Source organism: Sphingobacterium cavernae (assembly GCF_008520265.1).
Lineage (GTDB): Bacteria > Bacteroidota > Bacteroidia > Sphingobacteriales > Sphingobacteriaceae > Sphingobacterium > Sphingobacterium cavernae.
In genome coordinates this window covers 24,897-47,125 of the sequence record NZ_VIQM01000034.1, presented here as the reverse complement: position 1 = coordinate 47,125, position 22,229 = coordinate 24,897, and the positions used below count along the sequence as shown (strand labels likewise).

At 36.8% G+C, this 22,229-nt stretch carries 25 protein-coding genes, 1 tRNA gene and 1 pseudogene; 11 read left to right on the top strand and 16 right to left on the bottom strand.

Annotation, left to right across the window (positions count from 1 at the left end; all coding sequences use genetic code 11):
- Positions 1-116: pseudogene (locus tag FLS47_RS07010) on the bottom strand (transposase); the annotation flags it as partial.
- A 317-nt stretch (positions 117-433) separates the two neighbouring features.
- Here FLS47_RS07010 and FLS47_RS07005 point away from each other — a divergent pair.
- Positions 434-1,249, top strand: coding sequence for a tetratricopeptide repeat protein (locus FLS47_RS07005; RefSeq protein WP_188347378.1), 816 nt, complete (start codon positions 434-436; stop codon positions 1,247-1,249).
- Positions 1,250-1,292: 43 nt separating this feature from the next.
- Here FLS47_RS07005 and FLS47_RS07000 read toward each other — a convergent pair.
- Positions 1,293-1,367 (bottom strand) — tRNA-Arg (locus FLS47_RS07000).
- Between the two features lie 201 nt (positions 1,368-1,568).
- Between FLS47_RS07000 and FLS47_RS06995 the strand changes: the two genes are divergently transcribed.
- The 6 genes from FLS47_RS06995 (at position 1,569) to FLS47_RS06970 (ending at position 7,636) form a co-directional block, all read left to right on the top strand.
- The gene (locus tag FLS47_RS06995) at positions 1,569-2,201 is read left to right on the top strand and encodes a peroxiredoxin (RefSeq protein ID WP_149913666.1); all 633 of its coding nucleotides are present in this window, start codon (positions 1,569-1,571) and stop codon (positions 2,199-2,201) included.
- Between the two features lie 61 nt (positions 2,202-2,262).
- Positions 2,263-2,577 carry a thioredoxin family protein gene (locus FLS47_RS06990; RefSeq protein WP_149913665.1) on the top strand — a complete coding sequence of 105 codons (315 nt, stop codon included), beginning with the start codon at positions 2,263-2,265 and terminating at the stop codon, positions 2,575-2,577.
- Positions 2,558-2,815 carry a DUF6952 family protein gene (locus FLS47_RS06985; protein ID WP_149913664.1) on the top strand — a complete coding sequence of 86 codons (258 nt, stop codon included), beginning with the start codon at positions 2,558-2,560 and terminating at the stop codon, positions 2,813-2,815. The genes FLS47_RS06990 and FLS47_RS06985 overlap by 20 nt, the downstream gene beginning before the upstream one ends.
- A gap of 340 nt (positions 2,816-3,155) precedes the next feature.
- Complete coding sequence (locus FLS47_RS06980; RefSeq protein ID WP_149913663.1) at positions 3,156-5,624, top strand: PIG-L family deacetylase; 2,469 nt, start codon at positions 3,156-3,158, stop codon at positions 5,622-5,624.
- A gap of 14 nt (positions 5,625-5,638) precedes the next feature.
- The gene (locus tag FLS47_RS06975) at positions 5,639-5,833 is read left to right on the top strand and encodes a hypothetical protein (protein ID WP_149913662.1); all 195 of its coding nucleotides are present in this window, start codon (positions 5,639-5,641) and stop codon (positions 5,831-5,833) included.
- A gap of 105 nt (positions 5,834-5,938) precedes the next feature.
- Complete coding sequence (locus FLS47_RS06970; protein WP_149913661.1) at positions 5,939-7,636, top strand: sodium:solute symporter; 1,698 nt, start codon at positions 5,939-5,941, stop codon at positions 7,634-7,636.
- A gap of 2 nt (positions 7,637-7,638) precedes the next feature.
- Here FLS47_RS06970 and FLS47_RS06965 read toward each other — a convergent pair whose 3' ends face one another.
- The 8 genes from FLS47_RS06965 to FLS47_RS06930 all read right to left on the bottom strand — a co-directional run bounded on the left by FLS47_RS06965 (position 7,639) and on the right by FLS47_RS06930 (position 13,633).
- Positions 7,639-8,568, bottom strand: coding sequence for an N-acetylmuramoyl-L-alanine amidase (locus FLS47_RS06965; protein ID WP_149913660.1), 930 nt, complete (start codon positions 8,566-8,568; stop codon positions 7,639-7,641).
- A 12-nt stretch (positions 8,569-8,580) separates the two neighbouring features.
- Positions 8,581-9,573, bottom strand: a complete 993-nt coding sequence (locus tag FLS47_RS06960) for a DUF3078 domain-containing protein (RefSeq protein WP_149913659.1) — start codon at positions 9,571-9,573, stop codon at positions 8,581-8,583.
- A 9-nt stretch (positions 9,574-9,582) separates the two neighbouring features.
- Positions 9,583-10,257, bottom strand: a complete 675-nt coding sequence (locus FLS47_RS06955) for a hypothetical protein (protein WP_223225168.1) — start codon at positions 10,255-10,257, stop codon at positions 9,583-9,585.
- A gap of 142 nt (positions 10,258-10,399) precedes the next feature.
- Positions 10,400-11,236, bottom strand: coding sequence for a glucosaminidase domain-containing protein (locus tag FLS47_RS06950; protein ID WP_149913658.1), 837 nt, complete (start codon positions 11,234-11,236; stop codon positions 10,400-10,402).
- Complete coding sequence (locus FLS47_RS06945; RefSeq protein ID WP_149913657.1) at positions 11,233-11,754, bottom strand: glucosaminidase domain-containing protein; 522 nt, start codon at positions 11,752-11,754, stop codon at positions 11,233-11,235. Before FLS47_RS06945 ends, FLS47_RS06950 begins: the two co-directional genes overlap by 4 nt.
- A gap of 22 nt (positions 11,755-11,776) precedes the next feature.
- Positions 11,777-12,412: an O-methyltransferase gene (locus FLS47_RS06940; protein WP_149913656.1), complete on the bottom strand. Its 636-nt coding sequence runs from the start codon at positions 12,410-12,412 to the stop codon at positions 11,777-11,779.
- Between the two features lie 150 nt (positions 12,413-12,562).
- Positions 12,563-13,192, bottom strand: a complete 630-nt coding sequence (folE, locus tag FLS47_RS06935; RefSeq protein WP_149913655.1) for a GTP cyclohydrolase I FolE — start codon at positions 13,190-13,192, stop codon at positions 12,563-12,565.
- Between the two features lie 27 nt (positions 13,193-13,219).
- Entirely contained in the window at positions 13,220-13,633 is a 414-nt protein-coding gene (locus FLS47_RS06930) for a 6-pyruvoyl trahydropterin synthase family protein (protein ID WP_149913654.1), read from the bottom strand.
- 53 nt (positions 13,634-13,686) lie between these two features.
- Here FLS47_RS06930 and mqnB point away from each other — a divergent pair, with 53 nt between their 5' ends.
- From mqnB to FLS47_RS06915, 3 genes are all read left to right on the top strand, one after another.
- Positions 13,687-14,298, top strand: a complete 612-nt coding sequence (gene mqnB, locus FLS47_RS06925; RefSeq protein ID WP_149913653.1) for a futalosine hydrolase — start codon at positions 13,687-13,689, stop codon at positions 14,296-14,298.
- A gap of 125 nt (positions 14,299-14,423) precedes the next feature.
- Positions 14,424-15,410 carry a pyruvate dehydrogenase complex E1 component subunit beta gene (locus FLS47_RS06920; protein ID WP_149913652.1) on the top strand — a complete coding sequence of 329 codons (987 nt, stop codon included), beginning with the start codon at positions 14,424-14,426 and terminating at the stop codon, positions 15,408-15,410.
- Between the two features lie 114 nt (positions 15,411-15,524).
- Positions 15,525-16,277, top strand: coding sequence for a hypothetical protein (locus tag FLS47_RS06915; RefSeq protein WP_149913651.1), 753 nt, complete (start codon positions 15,525-15,527; stop codon positions 16,275-16,277).
- Between the two features lie 77 nt (positions 16,278-16,354).
- Here the strand turns inward: FLS47_RS06915 and gcvH are convergent, their stop codons facing one another.
- The gene (gcvH, locus tag FLS47_RS06910; protein WP_149913650.1) at positions 16,355-16,735 is read right to left on the bottom strand and encodes a glycine cleavage system protein GcvH; all 381 of its coding nucleotides are present in this window, start codon (positions 16,733-16,735) and stop codon (positions 16,355-16,357) included.
- 73 nt (positions 16,736-16,808) lie between these two features.
- Here gcvH and FLS47_RS06905 point away from each other — a divergent pair, with 73 nt between their 5' ends.
- On the top strand, positions 16,809-18,005 hold the full coding sequence (locus FLS47_RS06905) for an anhydro-N-acetylmuramic acid kinase (RefSeq protein ID WP_149913649.1): 1,197 nt from the start codon (positions 16,809-16,811) through the stop codon (positions 18,003-18,005).
- Here the strand turns inward: FLS47_RS06905 and FLS47_RS06900 are convergent.
- From FLS47_RS06900 to FLS47_RS06880, 5 genes are read right to left on the bottom strand one after another with little or no spacing between them, the layout of a single operon-like run.
- Entirely contained in the window at positions 18,002-19,582 is a 1,581-nt protein-coding gene (locus FLS47_RS06900) for a calcineurin-like phosphoesterase C-terminal domain-containing protein (protein WP_149913648.1), read from the bottom strand. The two genes, FLS47_RS06905 and FLS47_RS06900, sit on opposite strands and share 4 nt — an antisense overlap.
- A gap of 25 nt (positions 19,583-19,607) precedes the next feature.
- Positions 19,608-20,270, bottom strand: a complete 663-nt coding sequence (locus FLS47_RS06895; protein ID WP_149913647.1) for a DUF2461 domain-containing protein — start codon at positions 20,268-20,270, stop codon at positions 19,608-19,610.
- 1 nt (position 20,271) lies between these two features.
- Positions 20,272-21,072 carry a phosphatidate cytidylyltransferase gene (locus FLS47_RS06890; protein WP_149913646.1) on the bottom strand — a complete coding sequence of 267 codons (801 nt, stop codon included), beginning with the start codon at positions 21,070-21,072 and terminating at the stop codon, positions 20,272-20,274.
- Positions 21,062-21,286, bottom strand: a complete 225-nt coding sequence (locus FLS47_RS06885; protein ID WP_149913645.1) for a putative signal transducing protein — start codon at positions 21,284-21,286, stop codon at positions 21,062-21,064. The genes FLS47_RS06890 and FLS47_RS06885 overlap by 11 nt, the downstream gene beginning before the upstream one ends.
- On the bottom strand, positions 21,267-22,199 hold the full coding sequence (locus FLS47_RS06880; RefSeq protein ID WP_149913644.1) for a CPBP family intramembrane glutamic endopeptidase: 933 nt from the start codon (positions 22,197-22,199) through the stop codon (positions 21,267-21,269). Before FLS47_RS06880 ends, FLS47_RS06885 begins: the two co-directional genes overlap by 20 nt.
- Positions 22,200-22,229 lie beyond the last annotated feature (30 nt).

The following is a 22,229-nucleotide window of genomic DNA, read 5'->3' as shown; positions in this document are numbered from 1 at the left end:
ATGGTTGATTTTCCAATTTCAGCAGTTCCTTTGAAGACCTTATTGGCTTTTATACGTTTGTTTTTGCAAACCCTTATTGGCGTAGAGTCCACAAATGATATTCCTGTACAAGAACCCGAACAACAGGATAAGAAAAACAAGAACGGTAGCGCGGGAGTTGCCAATTTTATTGCCGGTGGCAAGAGACATAACGGAAGACAATTTACTCCGGAAGACAATTTACTCCGGTAGGCAATACCATGTTTGTTGTAGGCGGAGACGCTGTCCGGTATTGGCTCGATAAATAAAAATCATTTTGAAATGAAACCATCATGATTTATTCAATCACACAGAGGAATGAATAAATCTGATAGCTTCATCACCATTAAAAAACAAAATACGAAGTATTCATGAATACCATTGAAAATAAACACAAATGAATAATTATATACGGATGAAAAAATCAATCCTACTTATCATCACATTCTTTACCGTTTTTGCCGTTTCGGCACAAGGTACGGATAGCCTTACAATCTTGGCAAACAAAGGTGTGGTAACGGCACAGTTCAAGCTGGCGATGCGTTATCTGGAGCAGGACGATTTCAAGCAAGCGGGACATTGGATGGAACGCTCCGCCATAAACGGACATGCCAAAGCCCAAAACAATATGGGCGTATATTACGAAAACGGTATGCTGGACGGACAGCGGAACTACGACAAGGCTTTTCAGCTCTATACCGCTTCCGCCGAACAAGGTTATATGGTCGCTATTCATAACCTCGGTTTGTGCTATTTCAACGGCAGGGATACTACGGCAGACCGCAGCAAAGGCGTATCGCTACTGAAAAAATCTGCTGATATGGACTACCCACCGGCTCAATATTATACAGGCGTAGCCTATATGAACGGTTTTGGCGTGGAGAAAAATATGCAGACGGCACTCGCTTATCTTGAAAAGTCTGCCGAGAACAACAATGCAATGGCAACCAACCAAATGGGCGTACTGTACGAATTTGGCAACGGTGTACCGCAAAACGGACAAAAGGGATTCAGCTATTACCAAAAAGCGGCGAGTGATTATTACCTCGCCGCCTATAACCTTGCCCAATGCTATTTCAACGGAACAGGCGTATTGCAGGATTATGCCCTCGCTCTGCAATGGTTTAAGCGGTCGGCAACGGCAGAATACCTGCCTGCTATCTACAACATCGGGGTATTTTACGACAGGGGTTACGGCGTAACGCAGGATTTCGTAAAGGCAAGGGAATGAGGCATACCAGAATTAGGACTGGATTATGCCTCTTTTGCAACGTTGGTAGCCCCGAGCAGAATCGAACTGCTATCAAATGTTTAGGAAACATCTATTCTATCCGTTGAACTACGGGGCCAGCTAAAAAATATAACGCCAAAAATATAAAATGACTTAATTAAAAACTAATTTCCCCTGAAATATAAAAATATAAAAATATAAAATATACCAATAATATTTAAACAAAAATATAGACTATACCAATGCCCTATAGGCAATAACTATACGATTGTATCGTCTTTATGTTTACCTTTGCAGCACATTAAAAGAAGATACTATTATGAGTTTTACAGGTAAAAATTTCCCGAACATTACTGTTGATGCTATTGATTATTTAGGTGACTATATTTCACTAAACCTTTTTGAAAAAGCACAAAAAGAAAATAAAAAAATCTTATTATTCTGGTACCCAAAAGATTTCACTTTCGTTTGTCCTACTGAATTACACGCGTTCCAAGAAGCTGTAGCAGAATTCGAGAAACGCAATACAATCGTTATCGGTGCTTCATGTGACTCTAACGAAGTTCACTTTGCTTGGTTGAACACAGCAAAAGACAATGGTGGTATCGAAGGTGTAGAATACCCTATCATCGCCGATACAAACCGCAACTTATCTAGTATCTTAGGTATTTTGGATGTGAAAGAAGTTGAGCACTCAGAATTCGGTTTAATCGCTGAAGGTTCTGCTGTCACTTTCCGTGCGACTTACTTAATCGATGAGACTGGTAAAGTATTCCACGAATCAGTAAACGATATGCCTTTAGGCCGTAACGTAAAAGAATATATCCGTTTGGTAGACGCTTACACACACGTACAAAAACACGGTGAAGTATGTCCAGCAAACTGGGAAGAAGGTAAAGATGCTATGAACGCAACTCGCGACGGTGTAGCTTCTTACCTATCAATGAACTAAGAAATTAGCTTTATCTCCAGAGGCGGAGTACTTCCGCCTCCTATTTCAAAATTAAGATATCATGTTACAAGAATTAGAAAACGACACGTTACAAACAGTTGTGGCTAACAACGATACTGTAATAGTACAATATTCGGCTTCATGGTGCGGAAATTGCCGTATTATGAAACCAAAATTCAAAAAAATGGCTAACGAGAACGAAAATGTAAACTTCGTAATCGTAGATGCAGAGAAATTCCCTGAGTCTAGAAAATTAGCTAACGTAGATAATTTACCTACCTTCGCCGCTTTCAAAAATGGTCAATTGGTAAATCAAGTACAAACAAACAAAATCGACGGATTAATCGACTTATTAAATGAAGTTACCAGTAATTAAGCACTTGACGGATTTCATCGAACAAAACGATGCAGATTATGTTTTGGAAACAATCGAAACATTAGAAGCTCTTACAGAAGTACCTTCCTTGAAACATGAAGAACTAGATGTCATCGGTGAACTAATTTCAAATATGTATGGTGCCATCGAAGTAGATAAATTAATCAAAGAAGGCACACCGAAAAAAGAAGCTTTAAACGTGTTTATGAAACGTGTTTTAGGCTCGATAGATAAATAAATATCTGTCTAATATTAGTAGTTACATTTATTTAAAAAGGTTTCCAGATTGCGTATGTGCAAAACTTCGTCAATGTGGAAATTTTTTTTTACTCGACTTGAAAGTATTTCAATCTTTTATACTACTTTTATAATAGAGCTCAGATAACTCTGATTAGTAACATCAGCCTTTAATTACTGACATTTTAATCATCGAAAGATTTATTTAAGCATTCTATTTAAGACTAAAAGATTTTTAATTGTTGTTGAAAAAGAGTTGAAATAATATTTCAGCTCTTTTTTCATTTTTAACAATTCTGTTTCAATAGTTTATTTATCAATGAAACCAATTATATTTAGCTATGCGAAATTTTTTCAAATACATCACCTTCGTTTTTTTATTGCTTATAAATGGTCAGCAAGCAAATAGTCAGACTTTATCAAAATCTGCAAGTGATATTGGAATTGGATTGCAGAAACTCAATACGCTAGGATCTGTATTATATTTTGCTGCGCATCCCGATGATGAAAATACCCGACTCATTGCCTGGCTCGCCCAAGAGCAAAAATATCGAACCGCATATCTTTCGCTTACACGTGGTGATGGTGGTCAAAATCTTTTAGGCACAGATTTAGGTATAAATCTTGGGTTGATTCGTACACAAGAATTGTTGGCTGCACGTGCTATAGACAAAGGTGAACAATTTTTCTCCTCAGCTTATGATTTTGGTTTCTCCAAAACGCACGAAGAAACTTTTGAATTCTGGGATCATGAGACAGCTTTGCGTGAAGCGGTTTGGATTATACGAAAATTCCAACCTGATGTTATTATCAATCGCTTTCCACCAGACAGAAGAGGAGGCCACGGGCATCATCAAGCATCAGCTATTTTGGCACATGAAGCTTTCATTGCGGCAGCTGATAAAAATAAATTCCCAGAACAACTTCAAACAGTGAGTACCTGGCAAGCCAAAAGATTGCTTTGGAACACAGCTAATTTCGGCGGACAAAACAATACTTCAGATAGTCAATTGAAGGTTGAAATTGGACACTATAACGCTTTATTAGGCGAATCTTATGGCGAAATAGCAGCTAAAAGTCGTTCACAGCACAAAACTCAAGGTTTTGGCGCTGCTTCTTCACGCGGCACGAGTACAGAGTATTTTGAACATGTGGCAGGCGCAAAAGCTAATAATAACCTATTGGATGGCGTTGAAACATCTTGGAAAAGATTGCCTAATTCACAAGCTATTCAAAAACTTATCACAAAACTAAACACTGAATTTCAAGCAAATCATCCTCAAAAATCTGTTAATGATTTAATTCAGCTTAAAAAAGCGTTAGATGCTTATAAAGTGGACACTAAAAATCTACAAGCCTCTAACCACCAATATTGGATAGCCCAAAAAAAGAAGGAAGTAAAAGATTTAATCATTGCTTGTGCTGGAATCTGGGTAGACGCATACTCAACCCAAAGTCAACAAGTCGTAAATCAGGAATTTACTTTTCAAGTTGAAGCAATTGTGCGCAACCGTGAAGTTCAGGTAGAGTTGGTTAATATTAATAATAAAAATGTCCAGCATAGTTTTCAAACAAATAATTTGTGGAGAGCCTCCGCGAATACAAAATTGAACAAAACATCACAGCCGTATTGGCTTGTTGAACCAAATACATTGGGGAAATTTAATATTCCAATCGAATCTGTGGGTTATCCAACCAATCCTGAGCACGCTCATGCAACTTTCACCTTGAAAATAAATGGCGAACCTATTTCTATTACACAAGAAATCCAACACCGTTATGTTGACCCTGTGAAAGGTGAAGTGAACAATCCATTGGTTATACTGCCAGAATTGACTGTTGAAACAAGCTCTTCCATTCTTCTGAGCAAAAATCAAGAGCAGAAAATAATTGAAGTAACTTTCACAAGACATGATAAAAGTACAAAGACATTTGAAGTAAATATACCTGCGTTAGAAGGTTGGGAGATTTCGGACAGCAAATGGACTTTGAATTTTAGAAATGAAAATTCGATAGTACAGACATTGACATTGAAGCCTCTTTCGGAGCGTTCAAATAATGCGACTTTGCGTTTCCAACATAATGGCAAAACGCTTACGCATATAAAAACGCTTAACTATGATCATGTCCCGTCGATTACATGGTTTCCATCAACAGAAATCTCTTGTCAGAATTTGCAATTGACAAATAAGGTGCAACATGTTGGCTACCTAGCTGGAGCTGGAGATTTAGTGGCAGAATCATTAGAACAAATTGGAATTAAGGTTACAAAACTGTCCGACAAAGACTTAACAACCGCCTCACTTCAACAGTACGATGCAGTATTAGTTGGGGTACGTTACTTTAATGTGGTGCAAAATGGCTCAAATACGCACAAGAAATTGATGGATTATGCGCAAAATGGTGGAGTTGTCTTAGTACAGTACAATGTAAATAGCACGTTGTCAACGGACAAACTTGGCCCTTATAATTTTAGCCTAGGTAGAAGTCGCGTGACGGAAGAAGATTCGCAGTTCTCTTTTGATGAAAAAGACATTGCACTGAACTTCCCTAACAAAATCAGCAATAAAGATTTTGAAGGCTGGGTCCAAGAACGAGGATTGTATTTTGCAGAAAATGTAGATAGCAAATACAGAACTCCACTGCGATTAAATGATAAAGAAGAACAAACACACAATGGGTCACTTTTAATCGCGAAACATGGAAAAGGTAAGTTTGTATACACATCACTTTCGTTTTTCAGACAATTGCCTGCAGGAGTTCCCGGAGCTTATAGATTATTTGTAAATTTGTTAACGAACGAAAATTAATATATCACAATAACATGGAAAATCAAGTAAATGAGCAGCCTTTAAATGTTAAAGGTTTAATCTTATTAATTGGAACTATCTTTGGTGCATTAATTGCATTTGCTAAAGAGGGGTCAGTCTTAAGTATTATTGGTGGATTAGTAGGCGGACTAATTGTTGCTACAATCTTTATTTCTGTCATTTTACCTCATAAAGAAAGTGATAGATAACAATATGCCACCATTTGCGCGTAGCTGGAAACAATTTTACTGGATAGTAGTTGTCTGGCTCGTGCTGTGCATATTAGGGATGTATTTATTTACACAATATTTCTCATGAGTATTATCGACTGGATAGTACTTTTTTCTACCCTGCTTTTGATAGTTCTGTATGGAATCTACAAAAGCAGGAATATTAGTAATATCGAAGGTTTTCTACTTAGCAATCGTGAACTGCCGTGGTATAATGTTGGACTTTCAGTGATGGCGACTCAAGCCAGTGCGATTACTTTCTTATCTGCTCCAGGGCTAGCGTATACTTCAGGAATGAGCTTTGTCCAGTTTTATTTTGGACTGCCTCTGGCCATGATTGTGCTCTGCATTACTTTTGTCCCTATATTTCATAAGCTTCAAGTCTACACAGCATATGAATTTCTGGAAAAACGATTTGACATCAAGACTCGTTCTCTTACCGCATTCTTATTTTTGATACAACGCGGAATATCTACTGGTATAACCATATTTGCACCTTCTATAATTTTATCTGCTGTATTACACGTTGACGTATTTTATACTACCATTTTGATTGGAAGTGTAGTTGTCCTTTACACTACCTATGGTGGCACTAAAGCTGTTTCGTATACACAATTACTCCAAATGGGAATCATTTTCGGAGGACTACTTGCTGCCGGAATGATGGTTATTCATTTTCTGCCATCAGAAATTGGATTTATTGAAGCTTTGCATATTGCTGGCGAATCAAATAAAACCAATGCTATTGATTTTACATTGGATTGGAACAATCAATACACAGTTTGGACAGGATTAATTGGTGGTTTCTTTTTGCAATTGTCGTATTTTGGAACAGACCAAAGTCAAGTTGGACGCTATCTTACAGGTTCTTCAGTACGTGAAAGCCGAATGGGATTATTGATGAATGGACTATTGAAAATCCCGATGCAGTTTTGTATTCTGTTAATTGGGGTATTGGTTTTCGTATACTACCAATACAACAATGCGCCGTTATTTTTCAATCCAACAGAAATTCATAAGATAGAAAATAGTATTCACGCAGAAGAATACAAAAATCTCCAAACAGAACAAAATGCGCTAACACAACAACGTATTCAGACGCTTAATGCTTTGTATGAAGCCAGAGTTAATAATAAAGAATCAAGTCTTGAGCAAGAAAAACAAAATTTAGAAGATATAAATGCAAAATCAGCGGTATTACGTAAGTCTGCTGTTGATTTGATAAAAGCCAACGACAGCAAAGCCGAAACGAATGATAACAATTATATCTTTCTATCCTTTGTGACGTCTGTCTTTCCCAAGGGCTTGATTGGATTGCTCATCGCTATCATTATGTTGGCGTCCATGGGGGCAACATCCAGCGCGATAAATTCATTAGCATCTACCACCGTTATAGACATCTACAAGCGCCTAATCAATCAAAATGCTTCCGAAAAAACCTACCTAAATGTATCTCGCATTTCGACTTTGGGATGGGGAATATTCACAATTATAGTGGCCTTATTTGCAAACAAGCTGGGTAATTTGTTGGAAGCTGTTAATATTTTAGGCTCTCTATTCTATGGCACCATTCTCGGAATATTTCTTGTGGCATTTTATTTTAAGAAAATACGTGGGAACGCCGTATTCTGGGCTGCTGTAGTTACCGAAATCATAATTGTTTATATCTGGTATTTGGATGTAATAGCCTTCTTATGGCTGAATTTAATTGGATGTGTACTCGTTATTTTGTTTGGAAATCTTCTAGAATATCTTTTACCAAAGAAACAATTAACAAATTAATACTAATAATACTTTCTATACAAATCGTATAAAACCGACTTATCACGAACTGTTAAGACACCATTGACTTCTGTGCGAATATATTTACGCTTGAACGCACGAATAGCGGCTTCTGGATTGCTCATATCGTAACCCATGATTTTAAGCGCATCTACTGGATTAAAGTTAAGAGGTGGTTCAGCCAGAAAATCTTCATTATACCATATTCCAAATCCACGCTCAGCTAATCTTTTCCATGGAAAATTTACATTCGGATCGTCTTTGCGCGTGGGCGAAATATCTGCGTGACCAATAAAATTAATTTGTGGAATAAGATATTTACTTTTTAATGTATCTAAAAGAATTATTAATGCATCAATCTGGGATTCAGGGAATGGATCTCTCCCATTATTATCCAATTCTATTCCTATTGAAGCAGAATTCATATCTGTCACAGACCCCCACTTACTTTTGCCCGCGTGCCACGCTCGCTCATAATCATTAAGCATTTGTATGACCTGTCCATCACGACCAATTACATAATGAGAGCTCACCTTAGTGTGTGATAATTGAAACGTACGAACAGTTTGAGAAGTACTATTTTGAGAGGTGTGGTGTATGATGACATAATTAGGCTTTCGGTTATCATAATGAATAGCACTAGCCCAATTTGCCGATTTATTAATTCCAGTACGCTTTTGCTCGGCTAATTTCTCTTCAGGAGTAAGCTCCTGAAAAGTTGTACCCGAATCGAATTGCTTTACGGAATCTACCCTTATTGGCAATACCACCGCACTATCTTGGAGATTTGCACTTGCTGATTGTTTGATTACAGAAGTTAGAGAATCCACCTTTTGCTGAGAAGTAGATACGAGTGGCTTCTGAGAACTTACTTTAGAACTACTACAAGCACTAAATAAAACTGCAGCCAACAATCCAACCCATTTCTGCATTTTATAAATTCTTTATCTAGGGAATGAGAATAATATACCTAAAGCTAGGGCTTGACTGAACTGCACCTTAGTGTCTTGATCAGAATCATATACTAATATACCAGAAGCACTCACGTTTACTAATCGAGTCACTTTAGCCGTTAATGTCAAGTCCAAACGATTATCGGGATCAGATAAATCTTTATAGTCCGCAAACAAATTATACCTTGCTTTTAGGTTTAGGTTCTTTGATAAATCTTTATCTAAATTGGCTGTGACCTGAAAAGCGAGATCATTACGAACTTTTTTTCCTGGCTCCACACCATAAACAGCTTTACCTCCCTCTGGTGGTGCAATTCTATTATCCAAAATCACTGTTTGACGTGCCGTACCAGTACCCAAACGTAAAGAGAATGATTTGTCTGGTTTATACTCCAAACCGAATGACTCCGTGAAATAACCTGGCGCCATAAACGCCGAAATTGTGTCTGTAATTATTTCAAAGCCATCAGCATCTTTTCCATATTTATAACCTTGATCAAATTGAGACTCAAAAGTTAAAGAGAAAAACAACGCCCATTTATCTGTAAAACGGTAAGAAAGCTTATTATCCCAGAAGATCCGATCGTTATTCTTCTTTGCTAATTGATCCTTATTCTGGATTTTACCATATTTAAGGTCCAATTCCGAAACAAAATTAAACCTGTCACGTGTGTAATCTGCTTTATGCCAAAATAAACCCATCAAAGACATCGAATTCACACCTCCGGCATTCCAGTTGTCACTGAAAGATGCTTGATTGGCATTCAATCCAAACTTCGTCCAATGTTTCCAATAATTGACCTCTAGACCTAATTGAGGAATAGGTACATTGATTTGCTTGATCGAATTCTCTTTAATCGTATCCGCATTCAATATTTTTGAATCTGGTTTCTCACGCAAATCTTTTAAATTCACCTGAGCATAAGATTGCATGCCCACAAACGACATGATAACAGTAAGGATAATAGTTAGATTTCTTAACATAAAAAACGTCTAATTTCCCAAATTTAAGTTTATTTCATTCAAATCTGGTAATGGTTTAATATATGGTATATGTTTAAAATATTCGTACTTCGTTTTAATATATTTAATTAATTGATATCGGTCCGCTGTCAACACAAAATTATAGGTTGGACGATATCGAATCATAAAATTATCGAGCGGTTCTCCTTCTAATCCAGTAACATCGCGAACTAGCTCTCTTGTAAAGACAATATCTATATAATTATCTTCGTACTCCTTTTGAAAATATTTTGTCAACCGGCGTGCATTTTTCCCTTCTCTACTGAAATAGTTATAAACGGCATCTATACTTAGCCCAGCTCCATTCTGCCCCACGCTAACAAACTCTCCCGGATCAGCAAGTCGATATGCTTTATTATACTCTTCTTTACGTCGCGCCAAAATCTCTTCTGGTGAAACACGGCCCATAACAGTAACTGGAGCTATGGCAATAGTTTTTCTTTTCAAACTAATTATAAGTGCCTTTGCTCCTTCGTATGTTATCGTATCACCATGATAATTTTCCTTATTCGCTATTATAATATCACCAGGTTTAAGTTTTAAAATAAACTCGCCTTTGCTGTTATTATAGATATTTTCGCCAGTTGTCTTATTTACAATCAATACCTTGGCTATACGCTGCTTACTCTCCGCATCAAGTACCATGCCCCCAATATTTTCTTGGGAAAATGACCAGAATGGGAACAAACTACATAGTAAAATTAAATCTATATGGCAGATATTGAGTTTCACAACGATAAAACTACATTATTATCCAATAAATTACCACTATCTTAACATCTTTTCACTATTTGCTGATTACTAACAACTGGCCAATCGATAGATTTTCAGAAGGTAAGTTGTTCAATTGCTTGATTTGATCAACTGTGACATTATATTGTTTAGAAATACTATACAATGTATTACCTGATTTCACTTCGTGAATAATCATTTGGACTGGAGATTTTATTTTCTCAGCCTGCACCACTTCTCCAGTTTCTTCCTTTTTTTCGATGGCTGTTTCAATTTTGACTTCACGAACAATTTTCTCCGAGCGACTTTCTGCCGAATCGTATTTATATAATTCGTAACGCTCAATCAAATCAATCAGCAATTCGGGATAGCGTGGGTTAGTAGCATAGCCAGCATCCTTAAGACCTCGCGCCCAACCTCTGTAATCATTCTTATCCAAACTAAACAATTTTTCATAGCGCTTGCGCAATAGAAATTGCGAATGATCTTTGAAAGACTGCTCTGGATTATCATATACACGAAAGCAATCGTTAGGATTGTCATCCGATTTCGTAATACTTTTCCCTGTCCATGTGCCACCACATTTGATGCCAAAATGATTATTTGCATCACGTGCTAATGTAGAATTTCCGTTACCCGATTCTAACAAAGCTTGCGCTAGCTTAATACTCGCTGGAATACCGTATTTTTCCATTTCAGCTATCGCAATATTCTTGTATTGATCGATATAACTCAAACCTGTAGTTGAGGTCGGTTTTCGCTCAGAAGAAGTGGAATTTGATCCTTTTGATGTGGTAGAAGCTGATGGATTTTTGGATAAAGTCGTCGTACGCTTACTCGCGCAAGAACTTAAAAATCCAACGATTAATAAAATATAAACAAGTAATCTCATTTTTGGGAAGCAGAATAATGGCTTATGTTATCGTATTGATCTAAATTATATCTCTTTATTGTCCCCAAAACATGTGTTTTCCATGATTTCGTCTGCGAATAACCCGAACGCGCTATTCCATTCACCCATGCTGAAAAATCTTTAAAAGCATATTTATCAAATAAATGTACAGTGGACTTTCTGCGCTTCAATAAACCAATAAAATCAGAATATGACTCTTTTGTGGAAGAATAACCTTTGTAAGCAGATTTGATCTTCTTACTGTTATTTTTTCCTTTGATTCCGAAGTGATTATTTAAGTGCTTTGCTATACGGCTATTGCCATAGGCACTTTCATGAATAGCGACTGCTAAAATCACAGATGCTGGCACACCTGTTTCGTGCATGAGCTGCTGAGCCATTGTTTTATGTTCCTCGATATAACTTTTTGGCGTAAACTTATTCTGTCCAAATAATGCTATACTACTGAAACACAAGAACACTAAAAGCAGCCATTTGCTGATTAATGATTTTTGCATTTTCTCTTTTTTAGTTCAACCATTACTTTTTGCGCAACACAAAAAGTCCGTCTCTAACAGGCAATATGAGTTTTTCAACTCTTGAATCTCTTGCCAATGTTTTATTTAATTCTAATACTTGTTTTGTTTGATTATCCGGGTTCTCATCAAAAACCTTGCCTTTCCACAATACATTATCGATCATCAAAATGCCCCCTGAAGGAACTCGATCTACTAGCATATCATAATAGATAAGATTTCTCTTCTTATCGGCATCAATGAACACCAAGTCAAAATCACCTTCCAATGTTGGAATTATTTCAAAAGCATCACCAATATGATAACGAATTTGAGTCGCAAAAGGCGAATGGTCAAAATAACTCTGTACATGCTCCTCTTGCTCTTCGTTAATATCGATCGTGTGCAAGAATCCTTCTGGCGCTAATCCTTCTGCCAAACACAATGTCGCATACCCTGTGAATGTGCCAATCTCAAGAATGCGCTTAGGAGAAACCATTTTACTTATCATAGACAATACACGCCCTTGATAGTGACCAGACATCATATGCGGCATAGTCTCCCGCAAATATGTCTCTCTATTAATCGTCTTAAGCAATGAATTTTCTTCATCGCAAATGCTCTCCAAATAACTATTTACGCGCTCCTCATTTTGAAACATAAAAGCAAAGTTAGAAAGTTATTTTAATTTCAATTGTATTTATAAAGAACAATGGACTATCCTAAATCCAATTCGTTTAATATCTAAATGAAAAAACCTGCATAATATGAATACTATGCAGGTTTTTGAATTATACTTTCAGCTGAAGATTTAATCCAGCGAAGCCGTGATCAAACGTAAAAATTCTGATCGTGTAACATCGTTTTGAAATGCACCCGTGAAAGCCGAAGTAGTAGTTACAGAATTTTGTTTCTGCACCCCACGCATTGCCATACACATATGCTTACATTCTATTACTACAGCTACCCCCGCCGGATTCAAAGTATCTTGAATACAATCTCTGATTTCATTTGTTAAACGCTCCTGTACTTGCAAGCGACGTGCAAACGCATCAACAACGCGAGGGATTTTACTCAATCCAACGATATGTCCATTTGGAATATACGCAATATGCGCCTTTCCGAAAAATGGCAACATATGGTGCTCACACATGGAATAGACTTCGATATCTTTTACTACAACCATTTGACTATAGTCCTCCTCAAACATTGCGCTACGTAAAACTGATGCCGCATCAATATCATAACCGTGCGTCAAAAACTGCAACGCTTTAGCCACACGCTCTGGTGTCTTTATCAAACCTTCGCGGTTTGGGTCTTCGCCCAAAGCTCCCAAAATATCCGAATAATGATTAGCAATACGGTCTACCTGCTCTGTATTATACTGGTCAATTTTTCTATAACCATCCAATTCCTCATTGAAATCCGTAGGATTACTCATTTTATTGTTTTTTGTTTGATTACTTGATTAATCGCCGAAATATTCGACGGAGTTATTTTCTGTCTCGTGCAACTTTACACTATGCAAAATGACATTTTCTTTATCAAAATGTGGTTTTAGCTGGTGAAATATTTCGATGGCTATGACTTCTGTTGAAGCCATCTTACCCTGCATAAAATCGACATCCAAATTAATATTCTTGTGGTCTAATTTATTAATCACGTACGTATTGATGATACTTTTCATGATTTTCAGATCAATGACGAATCCCGTGATTGGATCAACCTCACCTTTAACTGTGACAAATAGTTCATAATTATGCCCATGCCAATTTGGATTTGCACAATACCCGAAGATAGCCTCATTTTTCTCGGCAGACCATTCTTCCCGATGCAATTTGTGTGCTGCGCAAAAGCGCTCTCTTCGCGTGATATGTATCATAACTACAAAGATACCTTAAAAAAAATTAACTTAGCATTTCAAAATATAAGAAAATGAAGCCCTTGATTGTCGCTGCTACACGGTTTGAAATATTGGATAGCATTCCATTAATAGAAGAAAAACAAATACCTTATTTGATCACTGGAGTCGGAATGACTGCTACGGCGTATGCATTGGGTAAAGCTTTAACGCAGCAACACGATATTTCGCACGTATTGAATGTTGGGATAGCCGGATCATTTGATAAAAGTATTCCATTAGGTGAAGTTTTGGCTATTCATACTGACACATTTTATGAGTTAGGCGCAGAAGATGGAGAGGAATTTTTAAATATTGAAGACCTCGGTCTTGGTAAAGGAACTTACCATAATATTAATACGTCAATAGATTTCAAAATTCCGAAGTATGAAGCCATCACGGTGAATAAAGTGCACGGGAATGAAAAAACTATACAGAAAGTATTGATGAAGTACCCAAATGTCAAAGTGGAAAACATGGAAGGTGCTGCTGTATTTTATGCGTGTGAACAAGAAGGTTTGCCTTGTGCACAAATAAGAGCGATATCAAACTACGTGGAACGTAGAAATAAAGCGAGTTGGCAGATAGATTTGGCACTTAAAAACCTGAACAATTGGCTACAGAAATTCCTTTTAGAAAATTATTAAGTAATAGCAAAAGGTTATCAAAAAATGACAAATATCATCGCAATTCCTCCATCGTAATTGCAAAAATATCATTTTAAAATATTAGCTTTGCGTATTCTATAAAAATAAGACTATTTTACAGACTAATGAGAGAAATACAATTCAGAGAAGCACTTCGTGAAGCATTGAACGAAGAAATGCGTAAAGATGAAACTATATTTTTGATGGGTGAAGAGGTAGCTGAGTATAACGGTGCTTACAAAGTAAGCCAAGGTATGCTTGACGAATTCGGGCCTAAACGTGTTATTGACACACCGATTGCTGAGCTTGGTTTTGCAGGTATTGCGGTAGGTGCAGCTACACATGGCTTGAAGCCAATTGTAGAGTTCATGACATTCAACTTCTCATTAGTAGCGATTGATCAAATTATCAACTCGGCTGCAAAAATTCGTCAAATGTCAGGCGGACAATTATCTTGCCCTATTGTATTCCGTGGCCCAACTGGTAATGCTGGTCAATTAGCAGCACAGCACTCTCAAAACTTTGAGAACTGGTTTGCAAATACGCCAGGCTTGAAAGTTGTAGTTCCTTCTAATCCTCACGATGCAAAAGGTTTATTAAAATCAGCTATCATCGATCCAGATCCAGTTATCTTTATGGAATCTGAGGTAATGTACGGAGATAAAGGGCCTGTGCCAGAAGAAGAATATTATTTACCAATCGGTAAAGCAAATACAATCCAAGAGGGTACTGATGTAACGATCGTATCTTTCGGTAAAATGATACCTCGTGTAGTAATTCCTGCTGTAGCAGAATTAGAAAAAGAAGGTATCAGCGTAGAATTAATCGACTTACGTTCGGTACGTCCAATTGATTATGCTGCAATCTTAGAGTCAGTTAAGAAAACGAATCGTTTAGTAGTAGTAGAAGAAGCATGGCCTTTGGCTTCAATTTCTTCAGAAATAGCTTTCCACGTACAGAAAAATGCATTTGATTATTTAGATGCTCCTGTTACACGTGTTACTTCGGCTGACGTTCCTTTAGCATACGCGCCTACTTTAGTAGAAGCTTCATTACCAAGCATCGAAAAAGTAGTTAAAGCTGTAAAAGAAGTCTCTTATTTGAAAAAATAAGACTTGAAACATATAAATGTAAAAGGGATAGCATGTGATGTTATCCCTTTTTTGATAAATATAACCAATGCAATAAATCTGAAATTGCTATATTGCAGTAACAATTTAAATATTATGAAAAAATTCACAAGCACACTCGTGTTAGCCATGCTTACTTTTTGCGCAGTAGCACAACAAAAAGTACTTTTTAAACTTGCTCCAACCTCGAATGCACCTATCAAATATGAAATGATAAACAAAATGGACATTGAAGGTCCACAAACTATTATCATGGATATGATTATGCATATGAATCTTAGTTTTAACGAGCATCAAGATTCATTATTAAATATTGTAGGTAAATATACGTATGCAAAAATAGATTTGGACGCTGGTATGATGACTGCATCATACGATTCATCGAAAGAACCTGCAAACGAAATGGAGAAAGCTTTTGCTGCGCAATTCAATCCTTTATTGGAAAACGAACTAACTTATAGTATGAATAAATTCGGTCAGATTAAAGATGTTGAATTTCCAAATGTATCGGACCAAATCTTTGATAAATCAAGTGTGACTAGTTTTGGAGTCGCTTACCCATCATATGCTATTGCCGTGGGTGAAAGTTGGACTGCAAATAATAAAATGGAAAAATTAGGTCTTTCCGCAAACGCAAAATATACTTTTGTAGAGAAAAATGACCAAGGCTATAAAGTGGATTGTGATATCACAATGGAAGATGCTTCAGGCAATGCAGTAGGTACTTCAAAAGGACATTTCATTGTACATCCTAGGACTTTTATGACTGTATCTTCTTCGACTGTCACAAACGTAGAAATGCAGGGAGCAAAAGTGCAAACTACAACAGAACTTAAAGAGGTAAAATAATTTGACTGAAAAGTCAGAAACACAAAAGGGAGCAAAATTTGATTTTGCCCCCTTTTGTGATTTTTATAAAATCGCTATTACGCGTTGATTTCTGATTTGTATTCGTCAGCAGATAATAAGCCGTCTACATCAGCAGGATTTGCTAATTTAACACGGATAATCCAACCTTCACCATAAGGATCAGAGTTCACCAATTCTGGAGAAGCATCGATAGCTTCATTAACCGCTATAACAGTAGATGTTACAGGCATGAATAAGTCAGAAACTGTTTTTACCGCTTCGATAGTACCGAAAACCTCATCAGCTGCTACTTCTTCATCAACTGTATTGATATCAACAAATACGATGTCACCTAACTCACGTTGTGCGAAGTCAGTAATACCAATAACGGCTTCATCGCCTTCCACACGAATCCATTCATGATCCTTAGTGTACTTTAATTCTGCTGGAAAATTCATTCTATATTCGTTTTTTTTCAAAAATATGATTAACAATCCACATTACCAAAGAGATTGTATGTAATTTTAGAGCATGAATAATCAAATTAAAAAGCTTTATAACATCAGTGCGAAAAACAATCGATTGATTATAGGTCTTATGTCTGGAACTTCGTTAGATGGCTTAGATATTGCCTTATGCAGAATCGAAGGAGCAGGATTTACCACAAAATTAGAGCTTATAAAATTTGAAACTTTTGATTATGCGGATGATTTTAGAACCTACATCCGTAAAATATTTGCGAAGCGACAAATAGATCAACAAGAATTCTGCGGGATTAATGCCTACGTGGGTCATGCACATGCTGACTTAATCAATCAAGCGCTTAAAAAATGGGATTTATGTGCTGAAGAAATTGACTTAATAGCGAGTCATGGGCAAACAGTTTATCATGCTCCGCAGATTTTGACGAAAGATCTTACTCTTCCAAATAGCACCTTACAAATTGGTGATGCGGATCATATAGCCGTAAACACTGGGATTATTACACTTTCGGATTTTAGACAAAAACATATTGCCGCAGGTGGTGAAGGTGCTCCATTAGCCGCTTATGGCGATTATTTATTGTTTACAGATACTACAGAACATCGCATACTTTTAAATATTGGCGGTATCTCGAATTTTACATTTCTACCAAATAGTAATTCAGAATTGCAAGCATTTGCCACAGACCTTGGACCTGGCAACACCATTATGAATCAATATGTGAAGCAACATTTTGATTTAGAAATGGATGAAGATGCGCGTATTGCTTCAAAAGGAAATGTAAATCAGGAATTGTTGGCAGCCTTGCTTTCAGAAGAATTTTTGACGTTGGATTTCCCAAAAACAACTGGGCCGGAACTGTTTAACTTAACTTATTTGGAAGAAAAACAAAAATCAACGTATACTGAAAATCTTACGGAAGAAGATATTATGGCAACGTTAAATGCCTTTTCTGCGAAAGCTATTACAGACGGCATTTTAAAAGTATCAGAAGGTCTAGATAATGTAGCGGTTTATGTTAGTGGTGGAGGTTTGCACAATCCTTTACTTATGCAGAATATTAAAGAAGGTTTGCCTAAATATAAAGTAACTTCTATAGATGCTATAGCGATGAATCCTGATGCAAAAGAAGCTTGCCTATTTGCTATTTTGGCAAATGAAACAATAGCAGGCTCACCTGACAATGTGCGAAACATCAAAGATTCACCTGCTATTTGTATGGGTAAAATTAGCTTACCGAATTAATTCTTTGCGACTTCGTATTCACGCGTAGTTGTAAATGTTCTACCAAACATATCACGCAGACGAAACTCAATGGTATGTTTGCCAATCGGCAAATCCGAAGGAACTGTTGCTTTCCAAATATGCGAACTCAAACGAGGATCATTAGGACGTTCCCCTTTCAACAATTTGGTGGATGTATCCCAATTGAACACTTCCAAAAGTAAATATGGATCAAATGTTTCTGTACGATTCATTCGCATCCATTTCCCATTATTTACGCGATAATCAATCGTATCTTGCTCTCCACCCAAGTAGTAATTCACGTACATACTCGCTTTGGAGTTTTTGCGTTTCTCGGTGACTTTAGGAAGAAACACATTCATTTTATAATCCTTAGGCGCATTACTTACATGATAATCCACCTCATACTTATTCCCCTTAAAAGTAACTACAGCATAGCCCTTTTTGGTACCATCCGCCATTGTCGCCGAAGGAACTCCATTTGCATCCAACTCTCCTGAATACCAATTGCCACTAGTAGTTCCCACATTATAATGGTGATGTGGTTTATCTTGTTTCCAGCCTAAGGACTTATCGATAAAAGTTTGTGCCTGCACGTGTGTATGCGCTGACATCGAAAAGGTATATGGAAAATCCGCTAAAGCATTAAATAACCTTAAATTATCTTCTTCACGAATTGCATGTTTTCCATTATTAACCAATGGAATATGTGCACATATCACAATCAAATGATCTTTTGGAACAAATTTTAGATCGTTTTCTATAAATTCTAATTGATCTTCACGTAATCCGCCGATATATTGTCTTGTAGCTCCTTCTCCGTTATAAATAACATCGTCCAAAACAATAAAATGTACTTTTCCTTTATTAAATGAATAATTGTTAGGTCCAAAATGTGCTTTAAAACTGAAATCAGACATCTCGTCATTTGGCACATCAAAATTAATATCATGATTTCCCATTACCTGATACCATGGCACGCCAATATCCTTCATTACATCGATGTAAGGATTGAATAAATCAGGATTATTTCCAACTAAATCGCCCAAACTAATTCCAAATTCATAACCTTGCACACCTTTTAATTCTTCTACGACCCCTCTTTTCAAGTAATCAACTTGATTCAAGTTATAGACTTGTGGATCTCCAAATACTAAGATTTTGTATTCTTCTTTTTCCTCGGTACGATAAAGCGGAAAATCTACTGATGTGGGTAAGGCTCCAGTAGCTGAGACGCCCTTGTACTTCAAATCAGGTGCGCCATTCGGATTATGGATATAATAAAATTGGGGTAGATTATTCTTATCGACAGGTGTTGTATAGCCCGAAGGCTTAATTACAAACAAAATATTGTCTTCCCCGACAGGCAAAGCATATTCTCCTTTATTATTCGTCTGTACAACCTCTCGTCCGTTAGAAACCGCAACATTTGCTAGAACTTTTTCTTTTTTATCACGCTTTCCGTTTTTGTTGACATCTTCATAAACCACACCTTTGGCAAACTGCTGTGCAGATGCTTCAAAAGCTAAGAGAAAGACCCCACTTAAAAAAGCGATCTTCAAAAAATTGTTTTTCATAATATTAGGTGGTAGATATAGTGAATCAGCTGTTTATAGCTTCATGAATAAAATTTTTGAAATTAATAGTTCTTTGGTACAATTGTACCATATCTTCCAAAGCAAAAGGTTTAAGTACTTCCCGATCCTCCAGTGAACGAAATATGATGAAACTCTTTAACTTCAGATATTCTATAGCATCATTCTCCTCGCTGTAACCTGCTGGTGGTCGTACCAGCTTGTCCTCAGTTGATAGATCATCTGGTGTGAGATTTCCAGAGCTTAAAGTTTCTTCGAAAGCTACTAAATTATAATCAATTTCTTGACGAATGCTTTCTAAATGCTCTTTCTTAGGTCGCCAGTAACCCACTGCCATAAATGAAGAATCTGGACCTATGTGCAAATAATATTCTGGTCCCTCTAATTTACGGCCATCAAGAGAAATCCCTGCGGCAAACCAAGTTTTATAAGGCGACTTATCCTTCGCAAAACGCACATCTCTATATATTCTGAATAGACACTTCTTTGCCTGAATAGAGGAATCAATATGCGGATCAAAAGTTGATAATTTGCTAATCAACTCCTGGATAAAATCTTCCACATTGGATTTAGCTTTTTCGTAATCAGCTTTATGCGCATTGAACCACTCTCTGTTGTTATTTTCTTTGAGTGCTTTCAAAAATTCAAAAGTCGATGCCGATATATTCATATTATTGAAGCATTAATAAAAATAAAAAAACTAACGGTGCAGCGATCAGTAAACCATCAAAACGATCCAACAAACCTCCGTGTCCTGGTAATATACTGCCCGAATCTTTCACGCCTAAACTGCGTTTTAACATAGACTCTACTAAATCGCCTAAAGTTCCAAACACGCCTATGATTGCTGCCATCGTTACCCATTCCCATTTTTGTAGCGACCCAAAGTACTGTGCTAAATTTAACGCTATAAGCATCGCAAATAGTACACCTCCTACGAAACCTTCCCAGGTCTTATTTGGTGAGATACGTTCAAAAAGTTTATGTTTTCCGAAACTGCGTCCAGACAAATAAGCTCCTGTGTCATTTGCCCACAGAATTATCAAAAATCCTAATGGAATGTAGTGATTGAATGTGCCTTGTATAAATCCCAAAGCAACAAAAAATATAAAAGGAATGCATGCGTACATAATTCCCAATAAGGTATAGCCAATATCATTGAAAGGCAATTTACTCTTCTGGTATAGACTTACGATGAATATCAAAGCAAAAAAAGGAATTACTAACCAGACAAATTTGAATGGAATGTAACCTAGGCAATGTATACCAACTAATACAGTCAATGCGATTGCTGCAAACATTCCTAAAAAAAGATTTGGCTTATTGTCTTCGGATTTTGTTATTCCGTAAAATTCGTACAACGCTCCCAATCCGACCAAACTAAAGAAGATAGTATAAACCACTTCACCCAACAGCAAGGCACCGATCAGTACAATAATAAAAAATAATCCAGTGATGGCTCTAGTTAGCATCGTCCTCCTCTGTAAATGTTGCGCTATTAATCAACACATTAGCTAAAGCTTCGTTCGATTCATTGACATACAGTTCAATCTTTCCGAATAAATAAGATGAGTCTTGTTTGTTTAACAAAACAGCTGGAATTTCATGTTCTTCCAACATTTGCTTCACTATTTCTGCCTCTATAGGCTTTGCGAATGTTTTGACCTTAATCCAACCCTTCTCCATTGTTAATATTTGATTTCGATTTTTTGTAAAATAAAACAGCAATTACTACCGTCAACATAAAGCTACCAAGATACACAAAAATGGAATAGCTATCGAAAGTTTGCAACTCTTCAAACGTCTTCCCTTGTGTTGTATAATAGAATGCCAGCACCGTTACAATAGCATTATTGACAAAATGCGCAAGAATTGGTACCCGGATATTATTCGTCCAAATCAGCATATATCCAAAGAATGCTCCCAATATCACGCGGGGAAAAAATCCGAAAAATTGTACGTGAATAGCACTAAAGATAATCGCTGTCACCCAAATCGTCACGTGAATATTTTTGAAAATACGATTTAAAATATGCATCAACGAGCCCCTGAAGTAATACTCTTCAGCGACAGCTGGGAATACGGCTAACACGATAATATTAACAAATAATAACCCGATATGATCCACCATGACAATTTTTTTGATCAAGTCGTTGGAAGCATCTTCTTGCGTGCGCATCCAGTTTTCTACTCCTTTAAGACTTTCTGGTAAAGTCATCTGCGCATTCCATTCCCCTATGAGTTCCATCATCGGACTAAAAGCTACCAAGATTGCAACAGCCAACACATAGAACATCGGTACAGTTTTTTCTATAGGAAAATACGTATGTAGTGGTTCCCTTTTTTGTAAAAAAACTGAAGGAAGGTAGAATGTTCCAAAAGTTCCTGACGCTAAAAGCGCATACATAAAGAATCGCGAATTACCTCCTAAAGATTCGGGACTATTATTCCCTTGCATAAAGCCAATCGCAGAGGAATTTGTCAACTCCCCCAACATTAAAACCAGCAACTGTATACCAATACTAAATGCAAAGGTATATACCAAGAGCATCATCAATGAATACCACGGTGAAGGTTGTTTTTCCAAAAAATCATTCATTGGTTAAAGTTATATAATATTTATGAATGA

What these genes read in the sequence shown, in the direction of transcription:
- FLS47_RS07005 (WP_188347378.1), top strand. Translation starts at nt 434, where the DNA reads ATGAAAAAATCAATCCTACTTATCATCACATTCTTTACCGTTTTTGCC.
- FLS47_RS06995 (WP_149913666.1), top strand. Translation starts at nt 1,569, where the DNA reads ATGAGTTTTACAGGTAAAAATTTCCCGAACATTACTGTTGATGCTATT.
- FLS47_RS06990 (WP_149913665.1), top strand. Translation starts at nt 2,263, where the DNA reads ATGTTACAAGAATTAGAAAACGACACGTTACAAACAGTTGTGGCTAAC.
- FLS47_RS06985 (WP_149913664.1), top strand. Translation starts at nt 2,558, where the DNA reads ATGAAGTTACCAGTAATTAAGCACTTGACGGATTTCATCGAACAAAAC.
- FLS47_RS06980 (WP_149913663.1), top strand. Translation starts at nt 3,156, where the DNA reads ATGCGAAATTTTTTCAAATACATCACCTTCGTTTTTTTATTGCTTATA.
- FLS47_RS06975 (WP_149913662.1), top strand. Translation starts at nt 5,639, where the DNA reads ATGGAAAATCAAGTAAATGAGCAGCCTTTAAATGTTAAAGGTTTAATC.
- FLS47_RS06970 (WP_149913661.1), top strand. Translation starts at nt 5,939, where the DNA reads ATGAGTATTATCGACTGGATAGTACTTTTTTCTACCCTGCTTTTGATA.
- FLS47_RS06965 (WP_149913660.1), bottom strand. Translation starts at nt 8,568, where the DNA reads ATGCAGAAATGGGTTGGATTGTTGGCTGCAGTTTTATTTAGTGCTTGT.
- FLS47_RS06960 (WP_149913659.1), bottom strand. Translation starts at nt 9,573, where the DNA reads ATGTTAAGAAATCTAACTATTATCCTTACTGTTATCATGTCGTTTGTG.
- FLS47_RS06955 (WP_223225168.1), bottom strand. Translation starts at nt 10,257, where the DNA reads ATGGTACTTGATGCGGAGAGTAAGCAGCGTATAGCCAAGGTATTGATT.
- FLS47_RS06950 (WP_149913658.1), bottom strand. Translation starts at nt 11,236, where the DNA reads ATGAGATTACTTGTTTATATTTTATTAATCGTTGGATTTTTAAGTTCT.
- FLS47_RS06945 (WP_149913657.1), bottom strand. Translation starts at nt 11,754, where the DNA reads ATGCAAAAATCATTAATCAGCAAATGGCTGCTTTTAGTGTTCTTGTGT.
- FLS47_RS06940 (WP_149913656.1), bottom strand. Translation starts at nt 12,412, where the DNA reads ATGTTTCAAAATGAGGAGCGCGTAAATAGTTATTTGGAGAGCATTTGC.
- folE (WP_149913655.1), bottom strand. Translation starts at nt 13,192, where the DNA reads ATGAGTAATCCTACGGATTTCAATGAGGAATTGGATGGTTATAGAAAA.
- FLS47_RS06930 (WP_149913654.1), bottom strand. Translation starts at nt 13,633, where the DNA reads ATGATACATATCACGCGAAGAGAGCGCTTTTGCGCAGCACACAAATTG.
- mqnB (WP_149913653.1), top strand. Translation starts at nt 13,687, where the DNA reads ATGAAGCCCTTGATTGTCGCTGCTACACGGTTTGAAATATTGGATAGC.
- FLS47_RS06920 (WP_149913652.1), top strand. Translation starts at nt 14,424, where the DNA reads ATGAGAGAAATACAATTCAGAGAAGCACTTCGTGAAGCATTGAACGAA.
- FLS47_RS06915 (WP_149913651.1), top strand. Translation starts at nt 15,525, where the DNA reads ATGAAAAAATTCACAAGCACACTCGTGTTAGCCATGCTTACTTTTTGC.
- gcvH (WP_149913650.1), bottom strand. Translation starts at nt 16,735, where the DNA reads ATGAATTTTCCAGCAGAATTAAAGTACACTAAGGATCATGAATGGATT.
- FLS47_RS06905 (WP_149913649.1), top strand. Translation starts at nt 16,809, where the DNA reads ATGAATAATCAAATTAAAAAGCTTTATAACATCAGTGCGAAAAACAAT.
- FLS47_RS06900 (WP_149913648.1), bottom strand. Translation starts at nt 19,582, where the DNA reads ATGAAAAACAATTTTTTGAAGATCGCTTTTTTAAGTGGGGTCTTTCTC.
- FLS47_RS06895 (WP_149913647.1), bottom strand. Translation starts at nt 20,270, where the DNA reads ATGAATATATCGGCATCGACTTTTGAATTTTTGAAAGCACTCAAAGAA.
- FLS47_RS06890 (WP_149913646.1), bottom strand. Translation starts at nt 21,072, where the DNA reads ATGCTAACTAGAGCCATCACTGGATTATTTTTTATTATTGTACTGATC.
- FLS47_RS06885 (WP_149913645.1), bottom strand. Translation starts at nt 21,286, where the DNA reads ATGGAGAAGGGTTGGATTAAGGTCAAAACATTCGCAAAGCCTATAGAG.
- FLS47_RS06880 (WP_149913644.1), bottom strand. Translation starts at nt 22,199, where the DNA reads ATGAATGATTTTTTGGAAAAACAACCTTCACCGTGGTATTCATTGATG.